At 66.0% G+C, this 16,358-nt stretch carries 17 protein-coding genes; 11 read left to right on the forward strand and 6 right to left on the reverse strand.

Going from position 1 to position 16,358, the window contains the following annotated elements; all coding sequences use genetic code 11:
• Positions 1-23: 23 nt before the first annotated feature.
• Together PSET11_RS00795 and PSET11_RS00800 are read left to right on the forward strand one after the other, a co-directional pair.
• Positions 24-875 carry an HAD family hydrolase gene (locus PSET11_RS00795; RefSeq protein ID WP_124089787.1) on the forward strand — a complete coding sequence of 284 codons (852 nt, stop codon included), beginning with the start codon at positions 24-26 and terminating at the stop codon, positions 873-875.
• 171 nt (positions 876-1,046) lie between these two features.
• A complete protein-coding gene (locus tag PSET11_RS00800) occupies positions 1,047-1,631 on the forward strand; it encodes a histidine phosphatase family protein (protein WP_124089789.1) in 585 nt (194 codons plus the stop codon).
• A 10-nt stretch (positions 1,632-1,641) separates the two neighbouring features.
• Here PSET11_RS00800 and PSET11_RS00805 read toward each other — a convergent pair whose 3' ends face one another.
• Both PSET11_RS00805 and PSET11_RS00810 read right to left on the reverse strand, forming a co-directional pair.
• Positions 1,642-2,241 carry a hypothetical protein gene (locus PSET11_RS00805; protein ID WP_124089791.1) on the reverse strand — a complete coding sequence of 200 codons (600 nt, stop codon included), beginning with the start codon at positions 2,239-2,241 and terminating at the stop codon, positions 1,642-1,644.
• Between the two features lie 66 nt (positions 2,242-2,307).
• Positions 2,308-3,045, reverse strand: a complete 738-nt coding sequence (locus PSET11_RS00810) for a siderophore-interacting protein (RefSeq protein ID WP_124089793.1) — start codon at positions 3,043-3,045, stop codon at positions 2,308-2,310.
• 144 nt (positions 3,046-3,189) lie between these two features.
• On the opposite strand from PSET11_RS00810, the gene PSET11_RS00815 reads away from it, so the two are divergent.
• A complete protein-coding gene (locus tag PSET11_RS00815; RefSeq protein WP_124089796.1) occupies positions 3,190-3,780 on the forward strand; it encodes a GNAT family N-acetyltransferase in 591 nt (196 codons plus the stop codon).
• A gap of 20 nt (positions 3,781-3,800) precedes the next feature.
• Here the strand turns inward: PSET11_RS00815 and PSET11_RS00820 are convergent, their stop codons facing one another.
• The 3 genes from PSET11_RS00820 to PSET11_RS00830 all read right to left on the reverse strand — a co-directional run bounded on the left by PSET11_RS00820 (position 3,801) and on the right by PSET11_RS00830 (position 6,468).
• Positions 3,801-4,568, reverse strand: coding sequence for a DUF429 domain-containing protein (locus PSET11_RS00820; RefSeq protein WP_124089798.1), 768 nt, complete (start codon positions 4,566-4,568; stop codon positions 3,801-3,803).
• 10 nt (positions 4,569-4,578) lie between these two features.
• A complete protein-coding gene (locus PSET11_RS00825) occupies positions 4,579-5,913 on the reverse strand; it encodes a carboxylesterase family protein (protein ID WP_238988978.1) in 1,335 nt (444 codons plus the stop codon).
• Between the two features lie 63 nt (positions 5,914-5,976).
• The gene (locus PSET11_RS00830) at positions 5,977-6,468 is read right to left on the reverse strand and encodes an inorganic diphosphatase (protein WP_124089800.1); all 492 of its coding nucleotides are present in this window, start codon (positions 6,466-6,468) and stop codon (positions 5,977-5,979) included.
• A gap of 155 nt (positions 6,469-6,623) precedes the next feature.
• Here PSET11_RS00830 and dacB point away from each other — a divergent pair, with 155 nt between their 5' ends.
• Positions 6,624-8,081 carry a D-alanyl-D-alanine carboxypeptidase/D-alanyl-D-alanine endopeptidase gene (gene dacB, locus PSET11_RS00835; protein ID WP_124089802.1) on the forward strand — a complete coding sequence of 486 codons (1,458 nt, stop codon included), beginning with the start codon at positions 6,624-6,626 and terminating at the stop codon, positions 8,079-8,081.
• A 53-nt stretch (positions 8,082-8,134) separates the two neighbouring features.
• Here dacB and PSET11_RS00840 read toward each other — a convergent pair whose 3' ends face one another.
• A complete protein-coding gene (locus tag PSET11_RS00840; protein WP_124089804.1) occupies positions 8,135-8,350 on the reverse strand; it encodes a hypothetical protein in 216 nt (71 codons plus the stop codon).
• Between the two features lie 251 nt (positions 8,351-8,601).
• On the opposite strand from PSET11_RS00840, the gene PSET11_RS00845 reads away from it, so the two are divergent.
• The 7 genes from PSET11_RS00845 to ftsH all read left to right on the forward strand — a co-directional run bounded on the left by PSET11_RS00845 (position 8,602) and on the right by ftsH (position 16,356).
• Positions 8,602-9,732: a zinc-dependent metalloprotease gene (locus PSET11_RS00845; RefSeq protein WP_124089806.1), complete on the forward strand. Its 1,131-nt coding sequence runs from the start codon at positions 8,602-8,604 to the stop codon at positions 9,730-9,732.
• 177 nt (positions 9,733-9,909) lie between these two features.
• Positions 9,910-11,001, forward strand: coding sequence for a tRNA lysidine(34) synthetase TilS (gene tilS / locus PSET11_RS00850; protein ID WP_238988987.1), 1,092 nt, complete (start codon positions 9,910-9,912; stop codon positions 10,999-11,001).
• A gap of 32 nt (positions 11,002-11,033) precedes the next feature.
• Positions 11,034-11,585, forward strand: coding sequence for a hypoxanthine phosphoribosyltransferase (gene hpt, locus PSET11_RS00855; protein ID WP_124089808.1), 552 nt, complete (start codon positions 11,034-11,036; stop codon positions 11,583-11,585).
• Between the two features lie 183 nt (positions 11,586-11,768).
• The gene (locus PSET11_RS00860) at positions 11,769-12,389 is read left to right on the forward strand and encodes a SipW-dependent-type signal peptide-containing protein (protein WP_124089810.1); all 621 of its coding nucleotides are present in this window, start codon (positions 11,769-11,771) and stop codon (positions 12,387-12,389) included.
• Positions 12,390-12,396: 7 nt separating this feature from the next.
• Positions 12,397-13,080 (forward strand): SipW-dependent-type signal peptide-containing protein, encoded by a 684-nt coding sequence (locus tag PSET11_RS00865; protein WP_160118936.1) that lies wholly within the window; start codon positions 12,397-12,399, stop codon positions 13,078-13,080.
• Positions 13,077-13,607, forward strand: a complete 531-nt coding sequence (locus tag PSET11_RS00870) for a signal peptidase I (RefSeq protein ID WP_124089814.1) — start codon at positions 13,077-13,079, stop codon at positions 13,605-13,607. Before PSET11_RS00865 ends, PSET11_RS00870 begins: the two co-directional genes overlap by 4 nt.
• Before the next feature lie 685 nt (positions 13,608-14,292).
• Positions 14,293-16,356, forward strand: coding sequence for an ATP-dependent zinc metalloprotease FtsH (gene ftsH / locus PSET11_RS00875; protein ID WP_124089826.1), 2,064 nt, complete (start codon positions 14,293-14,295; stop codon positions 16,354-16,356).
• Positions 16,357-16,358: the final 2 nt, after the last annotated feature.

Genomic DNA, 16,358 nt, shown 5'->3' on the forward strand with positions numbered 1-16,358 from the left:
GGCACGTCTGGTTCACTTGAAGTATGACAACGCTGACTGAAATCACAGTCGCCGGCAACGATGACCGGCGAGACAATATCCAGAACAACCGGCTGCTGGTGGCCCTGGACGTCGACGGGACATTGGTGGATCACGACGGCCACATGTCCCCGGCCGTCCGCAACGCCGCCCAGAACGTGGTGGGTGTTGGCCATGAGGTCATGATTGCTACGGGCCGTTCCTTGAACGCCACGCTGCCCATCATTGAGAAGATCGGCATCGAGCGCGGCTACGCCGTCTGCTGCAACGGTGGCGTGACCCTGCGCTTGCACCCCGACTTGGACCGCGGCTACGAAATCATCCAGAAGGCCACCTTCGATCCCGCTCCCGCCCTGCGTGCCCTCCGTGAACGGCTGCCCGCAGCCAAGTATGCGCTCGAGGACGAGGACGGCAACTTCCTTTCCACGGAACGGTTCCAGGATGCCAGCTTCGGCGTCGAGGCCGTTGGCGTCGATTTCCAAACCATGCTCAACGCCACCGCCGTCCGCGTGGTGGTGTTCAGCACCGACAACACGCCGGAAGAATTCACCGACGCCATCCGCCAGATTGGCCTGTCCGGCGTGACCTACTCGGTGGGCTGGACGGCGTGGCTGGATATCGCCGCCGCGGGGGTCACCAAGGCCAGCGCGCTGGAGGAACTCCGGGTGCAGTTGGGTATCGACGCTGCTCAGACCGTGGCAATCGGCGACGGCCGCAACGATATCGAGATGCTCACCTGGGCAGGCCGCGGCGTGGCCATGGGGCAGGCGCCCGAAGAGGTTATCGCCGCCGCGGATGAGGTCACCCTCTCCGTGTACGACGACGGCGCAGCCCGGGTCCTGCACAGCCTCCTCTAACAGGGGTCACGGCCGCCCTCGCCAGCCAGGTGCGTGCGTTGCCAATTCGAGGGCAGTGGTCGCCGAACCAACGACTCGGGGCTTAACCCCCTGGTCCACGTGAGTAGGTTCATGTTGCCCCAGCCCACCGGGATTCGGGTGCAGGGTGTTCAGCGGGGCAGAATGGAGAGCATGACCCCCACGACTTTCGCCCTCGTCCGCCACGGCCAAACCGACTGGAATGCCGAGCGTCGGTTGCAGGGTGCCACCGACATTCCGCTCAACGAGGTGGGCCGCGCGCAGGCGAGGGCCGCCGTCGGAATTCTCGAACAGCAGCAGTGGGACGTGATGGTTTCTTCCACGCTGAGCCGCGCAGCGGAGACCGCCGACATCATCGCCGAAGGCCTGGGCATGTCCGTGTCTCGGCGACTTCCTGCATTGATTGAGCGCAGCTTTGGCCCCGCCGAGGGCATGCAGGCTGGGCCCGAGCTTGAGGTGCTGCGTGTTCCGGGCGGCTTCCAGGATGCCGAAACCGAGGGCGAAGCAGCGTCCCGCGGGCTCGCGGCACTCGAAGCGCTGGCGGCCGAGTTTCGTGGCCAACGGATCTTGGTGGTCGCCCACGGGACCTTGCTTCGCGTGAGCCTAGGCCGCGCTGTGGGGAAGACCTTGGCCAGTGTGGAGAACGCGGCACTGAACCTTGCCCACCACCACGAGGCAGACGGCTGGGAGCTGGAGCTCTACAACGGTCAACCCGTACTGGCCGCCACAGCCAGCTGAGCTGAGCCCGCTATCTGACCTCGAGGATCATGGCAAGCAACCGGGCCGCAGCTGGCCGGGCAGCGTGTTCCTCGTTCCACTGCGAACGGGCAACGGCTTTGCTGACGGCCTGGGTGGTGATGCCGAGTTCCTTGGCCACTGCTTTCTGCTGGCCGCGGACGCCGGGGGTGAGGAGATCCAGAACCCGCCATTCGGCGTCGGACCGGTCCCGCACCATGGCGCCGAGCAGACGCAGGACGGCCTCGGCGTCGTGGGCAATGTCGGCCAAGGGCCCTTCCACGGCCACCGGGATGCGGTCTTTGCTGTTGCGGAGCCGGTCCACGGCCCGGCGCGCGTAGATCAGCCCGTGCCCGCTGGCGTCTTTGATCTGGTTGGGCAGGGGTTCATTGACAGGACCTGCCCCGATTCCAACGAACCACGAGCCGCACCTTAAAGCTATGAGTGCGGCCTCGACCGCCTGGTGTGGGCAGTCCACGATGCCTTGGACTTCGTCCTCAACTGACCTGTCGAAGTCCAGGCGCGCCGGAATATGGCGCAGGTCCCGCAACAACTGGGGAACCCGGTCGCCGTCCCGCCGGCTGTCCGTCTGGTTGATGGTCAAGGTGAACATTGCACCAAAGACTACCCGCTGGTAGCTGCGTGCTGGCAAGCAGGACGGACGACGCCGGATCCAGAGTCAGGAGCCTGCGCCAGCCTTCCAGTAGCCCAAGGCGTTGATCCGGTGTTTGTCCACGCCCAGCGTTTTGCGCAGGTGGCGGGTGATGTGTCGGGTGCTGGCGGCTTCGACGGCCAGCCAGTAGTAACCGGTGGCGGCACCGGCGGCCCCAACTTGATCGGTCAGTGCAGCGCAGACCTCGCTTACCAGCCGTGCCCCGCCGTCCTCACGGGGAACCCAGGTGACGGTGTCAATGGCCCTGGCCTGCAAGGGGAGTTCCCGGTCAGATTCGTGGTTGTATTCAAACCAGATGCTGGCTGGCGCGTTGCCAAGCACTGCCAGCAGCGAATTGATGGCCGGGAGGGACGCCGGATCGCCGATGACAACAGCGGTAGTAGGGGCTGGGTCTGGGAGCTCAAACTTGCTGCCCTGGACCGTGGCGTCAATGGTCTCACCAGGCTGGACGGTGCGCGCCCAGTCGGCGGCGCGGCCCTTGTGGAGGGCGAAGTCCAGGCTGAAGGTGCCAGCGGCGGTGTCCGGGTTGACCAAGGTGAAGGCGCGCTGGTGTGGTTTTCCGGCGTCGTCGAACCAGAGCCGGATCCACATGGTGGGATGGACGCCGCAGTCATCCAGAAGTGATCCGCCGTCGATGTGGATCCGCATGAACTGAGGGCCGATCTGCTCGCGGCCCGTGACGGACAAGGAGAAATCCTTGGCTCCGAATACCTTGAGGACGGCGCCTTCCCAGCTGTGCTTCATGCTTCTCCTTTTGCCCGGACGCCATGCTGGCGGGACGGCTCAGTGATGCTTTAATGAGGACAGCCTAACCTAAATGATCATGCGAGCCCTTCCTGTTGCGCTGGCATGACGGCCCCGTTTACGTCACTGTTTCCAAGGAGAACCATGTCCGCTGTCACCGCTGCCCCACCCATCCCTGCTGCGAGGATCGCTGCCTACCAGGAGGACTTCGAGGCGTGGGGACAGCTCCGTTTGCTCCCCGTTGAACCCGCGTCCGACGCCGGCATCATGCATTCCTGGGTCACCGAGGAACGGGCCCGTTTCTGGGGCATGACGGACTACACCCACCACCAAGTCCAGGAGGTCTACGAGTTCCTGGCCAGCCTGGACACCCACCACGCGTACCTGATCGAACTGGCCGGCGAACCGTTCGGCATCTTCCAGACCTACCAGGCCATCCACGACCCGGTGGGGGAGGCCTACCCCGCCCTGCCCGGAGACACCGGTACGCACCTTCTGCTGGGTCCGGCGTCGCGCTCCATCCCGCACTTCACCCCTGTGCTCGCGGCGGCCCTGCTCCGGTTCATGTTCGCGGACCCGGGCACCGACCGCATCATCGCCGAACCCGATGCCCGAAACGGCATGGCCATTCGACGGCTCGTGGCGTCCGCCTTCGAACTGGGTCCGATCGTGCAGCTGGCAGACAAGGAAGCGCAGCTCGCGTTCCTGACCCGGGAAAAGTTCATGGCGGGCTAGGCGCAAAACTCGGGCGCAGCTTAGGCCTGGACGTCCCCGCCGAGCAGCTCATCCAACCCGCAGGAGGGCAGGTGGATCCAGCCCTCGGTGCGCGCGGCGGCCGCGTGCTCGGCATCGGGTCGGAGGGTCAGCCCGCGGGCCACGGCCCGTGCGGCCAGGGCAGCGACGACGGCGTCAAACAGGTCGTCGGACCCCTCCAGCCGGGCCTCGTTTCCGGCCAGGTCCAGCCAAGGCGCCAGTGCCTGCAACTCCGCAAGAAGCTGGCCGCGGCGTTCGCTTTCGGGACCGCCCCGGCCTTTGTAGCCGCGCCCGTTCAGGCCCCAGATCTTCAGCGAGGCGGCAGGATAAACCTCGGCCAGCCGGCCCGATCCATCCTTGGGCTGAGGACCGTGCAGTCCAGCAATCTTCGCCTGCAGGACCGCGCAACGCATGGCAGGATGGGCCAGCCGGTCCGCCGAGACGCTGAGCGGGATCAGCCGGGTCTGGGCGGTGACAAACCGATCCGTGTCGCGGTAGGCAAGCAGCCTGCGCCCGGCGATGCCGTCGTGCGCAAGGACGGGACCGGCGTCGGACGCCAGATGTCCGGTGAGGAAGGGGATCAGGGCGTCGGGCCAGCCTACGGGGCAGTCGATCCCAGTGACATCAGTGGCCCCGAAGAGGTCCACGATGTCCTGGTCAGCCACGTCGAGTGCCAGGTGGGCCAGGGTGGCGCCGTCGTTTCCCCAGTCGAGGACAGCCGCGGCCGTCTTCTTGTCCGCGGCAGCAAGGTCAACGCCGAGGGTCTTCATCCCCAGAGCCTCATGCCACCCGGTATTTCAGGACGCCAGGAATCCCGCCGCTGTCCCCGAGATCACTGCCTGCAGCACCGCCCGCGAACTGGGCCCACAGGGCACGCACCTGCTGGCCCGCGGCGTCCACCTCGTCCCAGGTGGCCCCGGCGATCAGTCCCACTCCGTCCCAGGTGTCCTTAGTGCCGAACAGCAGGGGAAGGTCAATGGTGTGGGCGGAGCCGTAGATGTTTCCGGGTGCGTGCCAGTCCAGGACATAGTGGTGCGCAGTTCCGCCCGCTGCTGAGTGGCGGCGGGCAAACTTCCGCGATGCCCGGCCATAGACCGTCTCGGTCACCACCCAGTTGATGGCCCGGAGTGCCGTCTTTCCCAGCACCGGAACGCGCTCCAGGGCGCTGAGGAACCTGTTGCGCGGCAGGAACAGCCGAGCCTCCTGCGAGGTGTGCCCCATCAGCACCTGGATGCCTGGCGCGGTGTGGTTCCAGGCCGCCTCAATGCCTGCCTCGGCGGGGAGGGGGTGGTGCCCGTACTGCGTGCCGAACGGCATGGCCGCCCGCATGCCGAACTTGCGGGCCACCTGCGTGACGCGTTCTTCGATCTCCACCACGTCCATGGCAGGGGTCTCCTCCGTGACGGACTCGGCGGCGATGCCCATGGCGTGGTTCATGGTGGCCCGGCCCCGGGAGATGCCCAGCGGTGCGCTTTGGATGATGGCCCGCTGGAACAAGGTGGGCGCCTCGGGGACTGCCATGAGGTGGGCGATCGCGTCGCCGCCAGCTGACTGGCCGAACGCTGTGACGCGGTGCGGGTCGCCACCGAACGCCGAGATATTCCGTTGCACCCACCGAAAGGCCTCGAGCTGGTCCAGGAGGCCCAGGTTGCCGGGCCGGCCCGTTCGGGTGGACAGGAAGCCAAACAGTCCCAGCCTGTAGGTCACGGACACCACGACCACCCGGTTTTCGGCGGCCAACGCTGCAGAGTCGAAGATCGCCAGGTCGCCGGAGCCGGTGGTGTACGAGCCGCCGTGGATCCAGACCATCACCGGCAATTTCTCAGCCGGGTCAATGTCGGCAGGCATGGTGATGGAGAGGTTCTGGCAGTCTTCGCTGCCCGGCAACTCGCCGTAGCGGGTGCCCAAAACTTCGTCCAGGAACGGCACGGGAGCCTGCGGGCAGGCAGGCGCGGGGGACGTGGCCAGCAGCGGGGTGGCGCGGTCTGGTGCGGGGCTGGGCGGCTGGAAACGAGCGGCCGTGGCATAAGGGATGCCCGTTGCGCGGATGACTCGGCCGTCGCGCCGGCCGATGATGGGGCCGGAGGGCGGGGTGAAGGTGGGTTCGTAGCTCACGCTCCACCTTAACCACAACGCGGGGCCCCACTGGGACCCCGCGTTGGTAAGGCGAGAGCGGACCTAGTGGCCTGCCGCCGGGACGTAGCGCTTGATGGAAGCTTCCAGCTCGGCTTCGGCCGCGGCACGATCGCCCCAGCCTTCGGCCTTGACCCACTTGCCCGGCTCCAAGTCCTTGTAACGGGTGAAGAAGTGCTCGATCTCCTTGATCAGGAAGTCGCTGACGTCGCTGAGTTCCTGGATGTGGTCGAACCGCTTGTCCGTGGGGACGCAAAGCACCTTGGCGTCCCCGCCGCCGTCGTCCGTCATGTTGAACACGCCGATGGGGCGGGACTCGACGATCACGCCGGGGTGCAGGTCGAAGTCCTGCAGCAGCACCAGCGCGTCCAGCGGATCGCCGTCTTCGCCGAGGGTGTTCTCGAAGAAGCCGTAGTGGGTGGGGTACTGCATGGAGGTGAAGAGGACGCGGTCCAGGCGGACCCGGCCGGTCTCGTGGTCAACTTCGTACTTGACACGCGATCCCTTGGGGATCTCGATGGTCACGTCGTGCTTCATGAATGCTCCTCGGCGTTTTTGTCACTGGGTTCGCGGCACCAGGACTGCCACGCAAAGGGGGTGTCAGTGCCGCCGACTATTATTGAGGATATAGCGAGCGGCCCTGGAATCAGGAACTTGTGGGGATATTTCAGGACTTGAGGACCAGCACCGGCATGACCAGATCGACACCTGCCCAACCGTGGCGGCACCGCGTGCGCCGGCACTGGCCGCTGCTCGCCGTGACCGTCCTGCTGCTGGCGCTTGCTGTTCCTGCCGCGTTCCTGGCGCTGCCCGGCTTCCTCGCCCCGCCACCGGCCGCGCCCGCCCCCACCGTTCCGGCCTGGCAGCAGCCGCCGGCAACGCTCGCGGCACCGGGCGGCCTGGCCCCGCTCACGGACGCGGCTCTGCGTCCGGATCGCGCCGCCGTGACGGCGCAGCTGCAGCCGCTGTTGACGCCCGACGGCGACGGCTCCTTCACGGGGCTGGTCCAGGACGCGATCACGGGCGACGTCCTGTTTGACCAGGGTGCCTCCGCCGCTCGGGTGCCGGCGTCGAACCTGAAGCTGCTGACAGCGGTGGCAGCACTCCGCACACTCGGCCCGGACCACCGCTTCAGCACCACAGTGGTTGCCGGATCCAACCCCAACCAGGTGGTTCTGGTGGGTGGCGGCGACGTACTCCTGGCCGCCGGGGATTCGGCAGCAGACCAGGTTCGTGGGCGCACGGGCCTGGCTACCCTGGCCGCGCAGACCGCCACGGCACTGGCGGCCGCTGGGGCAGCTGGCGAGATCACCGTGGCGCTCGACGATTCGCTCTTCAGCGGACCGGCCCTCAATCCGGCCTGGGACCTGGGCGACGTTGCCGCGGGCGAGGTGGCACCGCTGGCCCCGATCGCCCTCAACGCAGCCCGATTCGCTCCCACCGACACCTCCGGCGCCAGGCCCAGCGACCCCGCCATCACCGCGGCCGAGCAGTTCGCCAGCCAGCTGCGCGTGGCAGGTGCGGCCGCGGGACTAACTGTTGCCGCCGATGTCGGGCGTTCACCTGCCCCCGCGGATGCGGCCACCCTGGCGCGGGCCGAATCAGCCACAGTGGCGCAGCAGCTGGACGTGATGCTGCAGGACTCCGACAACTACCTGGCCGAAGCATTAGGCCGCCTCGCCGCCGTGGCCTCGGGCCGACCGGGAAGCAACGACGGCGCCACGGACGTGGTGCGCGCCGAAGTCGCCGCCGCGGGCGTGGACACCTCGGGGTTGGCCTTGGAGGACGTCTGCGGCCTGGCCATGGGCAACAGGGTGTCAGCGCTGGACCTGGTCAGTGTGGTCCGGACGATCGCAACCGGTGCCGACGATCGACTGCGGGCCGCCCTGGCCGGCTTCCCCGTGGCTGGGCTGACCGGCACCCTCGACGTGCGCTATCAGGACCCGGCCAGCCAACAGGGCGCCGGATTGGTGCGCGCAAAGACCGGAACCCTGAACACCGTCATCGCACTGAGTGGCTACGTGGTGGATGCGGACGGCCGGTTGCTGCTCTTCTCCTTCATCGGCAACGATCTTGCTCCGGGCGCTGCCGGTAACAAGGCTGCAGTGGACCGGGCAGCTGCCGCGTTGGCTGGCTGCGGCTGCCGGTAGCTGGACCGGTTTTCCCGCGATCCGGCGGACTGTGGATCCGCTGGCTGGCGAGATCAGGAGTCGCCTCGGGCCGGTTCGGTGGCGACCAGTGGCGTCGCCGCGATGGTGGTCACGACGGCGGCGGAGGACGCGCTGGAGGTGTCGGCTGCGATGGCCGCGGGCGCCGTCGTCGTGCCCAGCAGTGTCGCCATCACCACGGCGGCGAGGACTGCCTTCCACCCTGCTCGTGGGCCTGAGGTCAGCGGGGCGATGGGGCGATACGTGATCATGGTGTCCTCCTCTGGATATGAACGGCCGTGACCCGCATAAGCGGTGTTGGCCAGCACCGCTTATGCGGGCCAGAGCCGCTCGAGCGGTTCGGTGCGATAGGAATAACTGTGCGGCGCCAGGATTTGCCGGGGCTTGCGCGGACCTGTGCCGCCGCTGTGAGCCGCCGGGAAGTTCAGGCCCGAGCCTGCCCGTTCGCCGGTCAGCGAACTTTAAGGACGATCCCCAGCCTGCTGTGGTCTGATTGGAAACTATGGAGACCACTGCGCGGGAGTCCGCACCAACGTTGTCCAGCACCGCCGATTCTTTGATCAACTGGGACCTTGCCGCGGCCACCGCCGCCCGCTTGGCGCCAGCCGGACCGGTGATGAACGCCGCGGACATTGGCAAGGCCGTGGAATCGTTGCGGAGCCTGGCGGACGCTTCGGTGGAACACGTGCACCAGATCAGCGGGCTGGAAGCGGCGCGAGACCTCCGGGATTCGTCGGTGTTGGTGGTGGACCGGGCCTCCTGGGCGAAAGCCAATACGCAAAGTTTCGCCGTGATGCTCAAACCCGCCATGGAAAAGATGGTGGACAGCAGGAACGGCAACCTGACCCCCCGGGCAGCGGGAGTGAGCGGAGCCATCACCGGCAGCCAACTTGGTGCCGTGCTCGCCTTTCTTTCCAGCAAGGTCCTTGGTCAGTACGATCCCTTTGCCGCGCTCGCGCCGGGGTCCACGGCTCCTGCTGCTGGCCGGCTCCTCCTCGTGGCCCCGAACATTGTCTCGGTGGAACGCGAATTGAACGTCACCCCGGAGGACTTCCGGCTATGGGTTTGCCTGCACGAGCAGACTCACCGCGTGCAGTTCGCCGCTGCGCCGTGGCTCCGGCACCACATGCTGGCGCAGATCGACGATCTCAGCGGGCACCTGCTGGGCAACGTTGATTCACTGATGGACCGGGCCAGCGCCGCAGCCCGCTCGCTGAAGGACCGGTCCGCCACCGGAGACACCCCCGGCCGCGGCGCGATCCTGGACCTACTCCAGGACCCGGCCGAAAAGGCAGCCATCTCCCACCTCACCGCCGTGATGAGCCTGCTTGAGGGCCACGCCAACGTGGTGATGGATGCCGTGGACGCCAGCATCATTCCGTCCGTGAAGACCATCCGGCAGCGCTTCAACTCCCGCGGCAAGGACCGCGGCGTGCTGGAGAAGTTCATCCGCAACCTCTTGGGCCTCGATGCCAAGATGCGACAGTACTCAGATGGCTCCCGCTTTGTCCGCGCCGTGGTGGATGGCGCGGGCATGGCCGGCTTCAACCGCGTGTGGGAGTCGGCGGAAAACCTGCCCACCGAACCGGAAATCCACGACGCCAAACTGTGGCTGGAACGGATGGGCCTGTAGGTGCCAGCTGACGTACCCGCTGGTTCGCCGGAACTCTCACCCATGAGTGACCCAGAAAAGTCACCGGCAGACACCCCGGAGGTCTCGCTCGCAGTCTCACCGGGCGCTGCACCCACCGTCGCCCGCGGACGACGGCGGCCTGGCCGGTTGGCGCCGGTCCTCGGCACTGCGCGGAAGCTGCTGCAGGAATCGTTGGCCCAGGCGGGCTACCCGGCGCACGTCCTGGTGGCGTGCAGCGGCGGCCCCGACTCCCTGGCGCTCGCCGCCGTGGCAGCGTACTTCGCCCGCCGTGGCCACGTGGACGGGCACCCCGTTACGGTAGGTGCCGTGGTGGTGGACCACCAGTTGCAGGCCGGTTCGGCAGAGGTTGCTGCCAACGCGGCAGCAGCGCTCCAGGAGCTGGGTCTGGCTCCCGTTGAGGTCCGGACCGTCGTGGTGGAGCGTGCCGGCGTGGGCCCGGAGGCTGCTGCCCGCGACGCCCGCCACGCGGCCCTGCAGGCAGCCGCCACCAGCCAGGGTGCCGAGGCGATTTTGCTTGGCCACACCCTCGATGACCAGGCCGAACAGGTGCTCCTGGGACTGGCTCGTGGGTCGGGCACCCGGTCCCTGGCTGGGATGCGGCCGTCCCGCGGGCTCCTGTTGCGGCCGTTCCTGGCGCTGCGCCGTGCCGACACAGAAGAGATTTGCGAGGTGGAGGAGCTGACGCCTTGGCACGATCCCACCAACACCGATCCTGCGTTTGCCCGCTCCAGGACCCGGGTGGAAGTCCTGCCGCACCTGGAGGAAAAGCTCGGTCCCGGCGTCGCCGAATCCCTGGCCCGGACTGCCGCGATCCTCCAACTCGACGCCGATTACCTGGATGATGTGGCAAAAACCACCTTCGAGTCGCTGCTGGAACGTTCGGGAACGGAACTGCACCTCCCGGAGGACGCGCTGCGCGCACTCCCGCCTGCCATCAGGTACCGCGTCATCGCCAAGGCGGCTGCCGACGTCGGCGGTCAACAACCCAGCTACAAGCGGCTGCTGGCGGCGGAAGCGCTGCTGCGCCGCAAAGGATCAGCGGGGCCGGTGGAGTTGCCCGGTGGTGTGGCCGTCTCCCGGCTCTCGCTGGCCGAACTGCGGCCGGAACCCGGCGCCACCCCCGCCGCCGCCGTCCCCGAGGTGACCCCAGCCGTGGTCCCGGCTGCCACTACACGCAGCGCTGGTCCCCGCGAAGCCGCGCGCTGTGGGAAGCTAGTATTCCGGTCCCAAAAACCGCCCAAGAATTAGTTGCACCCCCCGCATCGACCCAGGAGCTATTGGTGGATTCAAACGATGTCCATGCAGATCTAAAGCACGTTCTTTATTCCAGGGAGCAGATCCAAACCCGGATCACCGAGCTCGCTGCCCAGATCGACAAGGACTACGAAGGCCGCGAACTGCTCATCGTGGGTGTGCTGAAGGGCGCCGTCATGGTTATGGCTGATCTGGCCCGCGCGCTGCACAGCCACGTCTCCATGGACTGGATGGCCGTTTCCTCCTACGGCTCCGGTACGCAGTCCTCCGGCGTGGTGCGCATCCTCAAGGACCTGGACACGGACCTGATGGGTAAGGATGTGTTGATCGTCGAGGACATCATCGATTCCGGCCTCACTCTTTCCTGGCTCAAGACCAACCTGGAATCCCGTGGCACCGCGTCCGTGGAAATCTGCACCGCGTTCCGCAAGCCAACGGCGGCCAAGGTCCAGATCGACGTCAAGTACGTGGGTTATGACATCCCCAACGAATTCGTGGTGGGCTACGGCCTGGACTACGCCGAGAAGTACCGCAACCTGGACTTTGTGGGCACCCTCGCCCCGCACGTCTACGAGTAACCAGCACTCCTTCCAGGAAGCTACAGGACAGCCGACGACGGCGGCCAACCAGCCGCCGTCGCCGGCTGTCCTTTTGCGTCTCATCCTTTTGGGTACCTTCCGGAGGTGGCTGCTAGGGGCGGTGTTAGCCTGCACGGGTGGGCGTGCTGGGCGGCCACAAAAGCCATTCGGGGGTTCTTGGCCATGAACGAAAATTCGGCAGTGCAACAGGGCGAAGCAAAAGCACGCAGCGGCAAAATCCGGGCAATTCTAGCTGGTGGCCTGGTCCTGGGAGTCGGCGCCACAGTGGTGCTCGCCGCCTGGAATGATTCCGAGTTTGGGGCCGGAACCTTCACCGCCGGGAGCTTCAACCTTGAGGGCAGCGTCGACGGCACCGCGTATACCGACCACGCCACCGCCGGGACAGCGGCTCCACTCTCCTTTACGGTCAACCCGTCCAACCTTGCACCCGGCGATACCGTCTATGCACCGTTTGCGGTGCGGTTGGATGCTGGGACCACCAGCCCGGCAACAGTGACCGTGAGCAGCGCGGCAGACGGCCCCAACTCCGCGAACCTGAGCTACTCAGTGACCACGCCTGGAGCATTCGGCTGCAGTTCAGGGGACGCCAGTACCGTACTGGTCCCGGCAGCCACACCGGTGGGAACCACCCCTGCTGGCATCACGTTCCCGCTCGCCATTGGCACCAGCCCGGCGGCCGGTGCCGCAGTGAACCTCTGCTTCAAGGTGACGGCCGGGGCAAACCTCATTGAGAGTGAAGTTTCGACCGTCACGTGGGAGTTCGCCGCCGCGTCGACCTCGTAGGCAGACCGTGGGCAAGCGCAGCGCGATCAGTGCGCCTGGCTCTGGACCGTCCGACGGCGAGCAGCCGGCGGTGCGATCGAGGCCGCGCCGCCGCAGGCGTGGCACCATCCGCGCTATCTTGGCCGGTGGGCTGGTCCTGATCAGCGGCGGTGCCATGACTTTGGCCGCCTGGACCGATCAGGAAGTGGCGCAGGCAACGTTCAGTTCCAGCACGTTCCGGCTGCAGTCGACCATCGACGGCGGGACGAACTGGGCAGACAGCACTGAGGCCAGCCCCGCCACGTTGGCTTTCAGTGCCGCCGGAATGTCACCCAATACGATCCTCTACGCGTCGATCGGCATTCGGACCACCACCGGGTCGCTTTCTGGCTCGCTGACCTTGGGTGCCGGCCAGCTGCCTTCTGGTCCGCCTGCACTGGCTGGCGTCCTGAAGTACCGGGCGGTGGTAGCCACTGCTGCCACCTGCGACGTGACCAGCTTCGGTGGCACGCCCACGTTCTTGGTGGGCGGGGCAGCCCTCAAGCAGCCCCTCACCACAGCTGGCACCGGCACGGTCCCGATTGGCGCGAACAGCACGGCGCCCCGGTGGGTCTGCTTCGAGGTCAGCATGGACGCCAACGCGGACAACTCGCTGCAGGGCCAGGCCGCCATGGCCGTGAAGTGGACCATCACCGGAACGTCGTCGTCATGAGTAGGCCCGGCCAGCGGCTCCGGGAGTGGGTCCTCAACATTGCCGCGGTGGCAGGTTCGATCTGCATCCTCCTGACCGTGGCCGCTGTCCTCTTAAACATCTCGCTGATCATGTTCAAGACGGGGTCCATGAGTCCCACCATCCCCGCTGGGTCGCTGGCAGTGGTGCGCGAAGTGCCTGCCGCCGACGTCAAGGTGGGGGACGTGGTGACAGTGGCCCGCGGCGAGAAGCTGCCTGTCACGCACCGAGTCACCTCCGTTACACCCGGAATAGCGGGACAGATGGTGATCACCATGAAGGGTGACGCCAACGCCGTCGAGGATCCTGAGCCTTACACCGTCCAAAACGTCCGGCAGGTCCTCTGGTCCGTTCCCGGGCTGGCCAACTGGGTAGTGGTGGTGTCGCATCCGCTGGTGATGGGTGGGATCACGTTGGCGGTGGCGGGATTCGTCACCTGGGTACTTTGGCCCCGCAACCAAGTTGTCCGACCTCGACGGCCCAGGCCAGCGCATGCAGCTGGCAAGTAGCGGGGCTCCTGACGGCGCTGCCGGCAGGCGCGCCTCCACGGTAGTGCGCAGGCGCGGCACCGTGGCCCGATGCGTGCTGGCCGGGGTCGCCGCGGTGCTCCTGGTGGTCCAGCCAGTGCCAGTGGGCAGCACCGAGGCCAGTTGGCAGGACGTTGAAGCTGGGCAAGGATCTATTCAGCCTTTGAAGCTCGAGCCACCGACCATGGTGAGTTGCCAGTCCGCAGTCACGGTGGTTCTCCTTCCAAGCATCAAAGTAACCTGGCGCGTGCCAGTCGCTTATCCGGACAATGTTATCGTCCAAGGCTATTTGAACGGAGTTGCTGTGAATATGGGCAGCACAACTGTGGATGACGGCGTTTACACCCTGACGGTATTCGGGGGGCTGATTTCCCTTGGAGCAGCGTACAAATTTGCGCTTCGGACAGTAACTGTCGGAGGAACACCATGGTTTTCCGCAGCGATAGAGGCCAGTGGTACCTATACGGGTGCGGGAACACGTCCCTGTCCCACGCCGTATTCGACGGTCCCCTGACCCTCTCCCCGCTACGCCCAGAGGGAACTTTTGCCTGTGATCGCGCGTGAATTACTGCGGACGGTGTATAGCTAGAAGCTGACTCAGCACCATCACGTGCGAAACATTCGGCGTGCAGCACTACCGGAAGGGACGGGGCCAGCCCCCGAACAGATGAAAGCAAAGAACCTCTTCAAGGGCCCGGCCATATGGATCATTCTGGTGGTCGTCATGCTCTTCACGGCTTTTGCCTTGATCAGTCCCGGCGGTGCCTCGCGGATTGATACCAACGAGGGCCTGAAGCTCCTCGCCGGTACCAACGTGGAGCAGGCAAAGATCTATGACGCCGAAAACCGGGTGGACCTGACCCTGAAGGATGACCTTCAGCTTGATGGCCAGGACAAGGGCAAGAGCGTCCAGTTCTACTTTGTGGATGCCCGCGCAGCGGACGTGGTCAAAGCCGTCAATGCCGCGGAGCCTGCTGGTGGTTACACCGACCAGCCCGTGGAGAGTAACTGGTTCTCCGGGCTGCTGTCTCTCCTGATCCCGGTTCTCCTGTTCGGTGCGCTTTTCTGGTTCCTGATGACCCGGATGCAGGGTGGCGGGTCCAAGATCATGCAGTTTGGCAAGTCCAAGGCCAAGATGGTCAGCAAGGACATGCCACAGGTGACGTTCGCCGATGTTGCCGGCTCCGACGAAGCGGTGGAAGAGCTGCAGGAAATCAAGGAATTCCTGCAGGAACCCGCCAAATTCCAGGCTGTTGGCGCCAAGATCCCCAAGGGCGTCCTGCTGTATGGCCCGCCAGGCACGGGTAAGACCCTCTTGGCCCGTGCTGTAGCCGGCGAAGCCGGCGTGCCTTTCTTCTCCATCTCCGGCTCCGACTTCGTGGAAATGTTTGTGGGCGTTGGCGCTTCCCGTGTCCGCGACCTCTTTGAGCAGGCCAAGGCCAACTCCCCGGCCATCATCTTTGTTGACGAGATCGACGCCGTGGGCCGGCACCGTGGCGCGGGTATTGGCGGCGGTAACGATGAACGCGAGCAGACCCTCAACCAGCTGCTGGTTGAAATGGACGGCTTCGACGTCAAAACCAACGTCATCCTCATCGCGGCGACCAACCGCCCGGACGTCTTGGACCCAGCGCTGCTCCGCCCAGGACGGTTCGACCGGCAGATCTCCGTCGAGGCGCCGGACCTGATCGGCCGCGAACAGATCCTCAGCGTCCACTCCAAGGGCAAGCCCATGGCACCCGGAGTGGACCTCAAGGGCGTCGCGAAAAAGACGCCCGGTTACACAGGCGCGGATCTGGCTAACGTCCTCAATGAGGCAGCACTGCTGACTGCCCGCTCCAACGCCAACCTGATCGATGATCGGGCCTTGGACGAGGCTATCGACCGAGTCATGGCCGGTCCGCAGAAGCGCAGCCGCGTCATGAAGGAACACGAGCGCAAGATCACCGCTTACCACGAGGGTGGACATGCCCTCGTAGCCGGTGCGCTGCGCAACTCGGCCCCGGTCACCAAGATCACCATCCTGCCCCGCGGCCGTGCCTTGGGCTACACCATGGTGGTGCCGGACAACGACAAGTACTCCGTAACCCGCAATGAACTCCTCGACCAGATGGCGTACGCCATGGGCGGCCGTGTCGCGGAGGAGATTGTCTTCCATGACCCGTCCACCGGGGCGTCGAACGACATCGAAAAAGCCACAGCCACGGCCCGCAAGATGGTCACCGAATATGGCATGAGCGAGCGGATTGGTGCGGTCAAACTCGGCCAAGGCGCCGGCGAGCCCTTCATGGGCCGTGACAGCGGCAGCGATCGAGGCTACTCGGATCAAGTCGCCTTCATCATCGATGAGGAAGTCCGCCGGCTGATCGATCAGGCCCATGATGAGGCTTACGCCATCCTCATCGAAAACCGCGACGTCCTGGACCGTCTCGCTGTCGAGCTCCTCGAACGCGAGACTCTGAACCAGGCTGAAGTGGCGGAGATCTTCACGGATGTCCGGAAGAGCGATTTCCGGCAGATCTGGCTTTCCAAGGATTCCCGGCCGGTCCAGGAAGCTGGACCGGTGGAGTCCCGCCGGGAACGCGCCGAGCGTGAGGCGCAGGAGGAAGCCAAGGAGGCCCGCCTGGACGAGCCGCTGGACACCCAGCCGCCGCATCCGCAGGGCATTGGTGACACCGGCGCCTTCCAGGGTGGGACTGCCGGTAACCCTTCGGACGGCCTGCCCAGCTAAGC

It is taken from the genome of Arthrobacter ulcerisalmonis (genome assembly GCF_900609065.1).
Lineage (GTDB): Bacteria > Actinomycetota > Actinomycetes > Actinomycetales > Micrococcaceae > Arthrobacter > Arthrobacter ulcerisalmonis.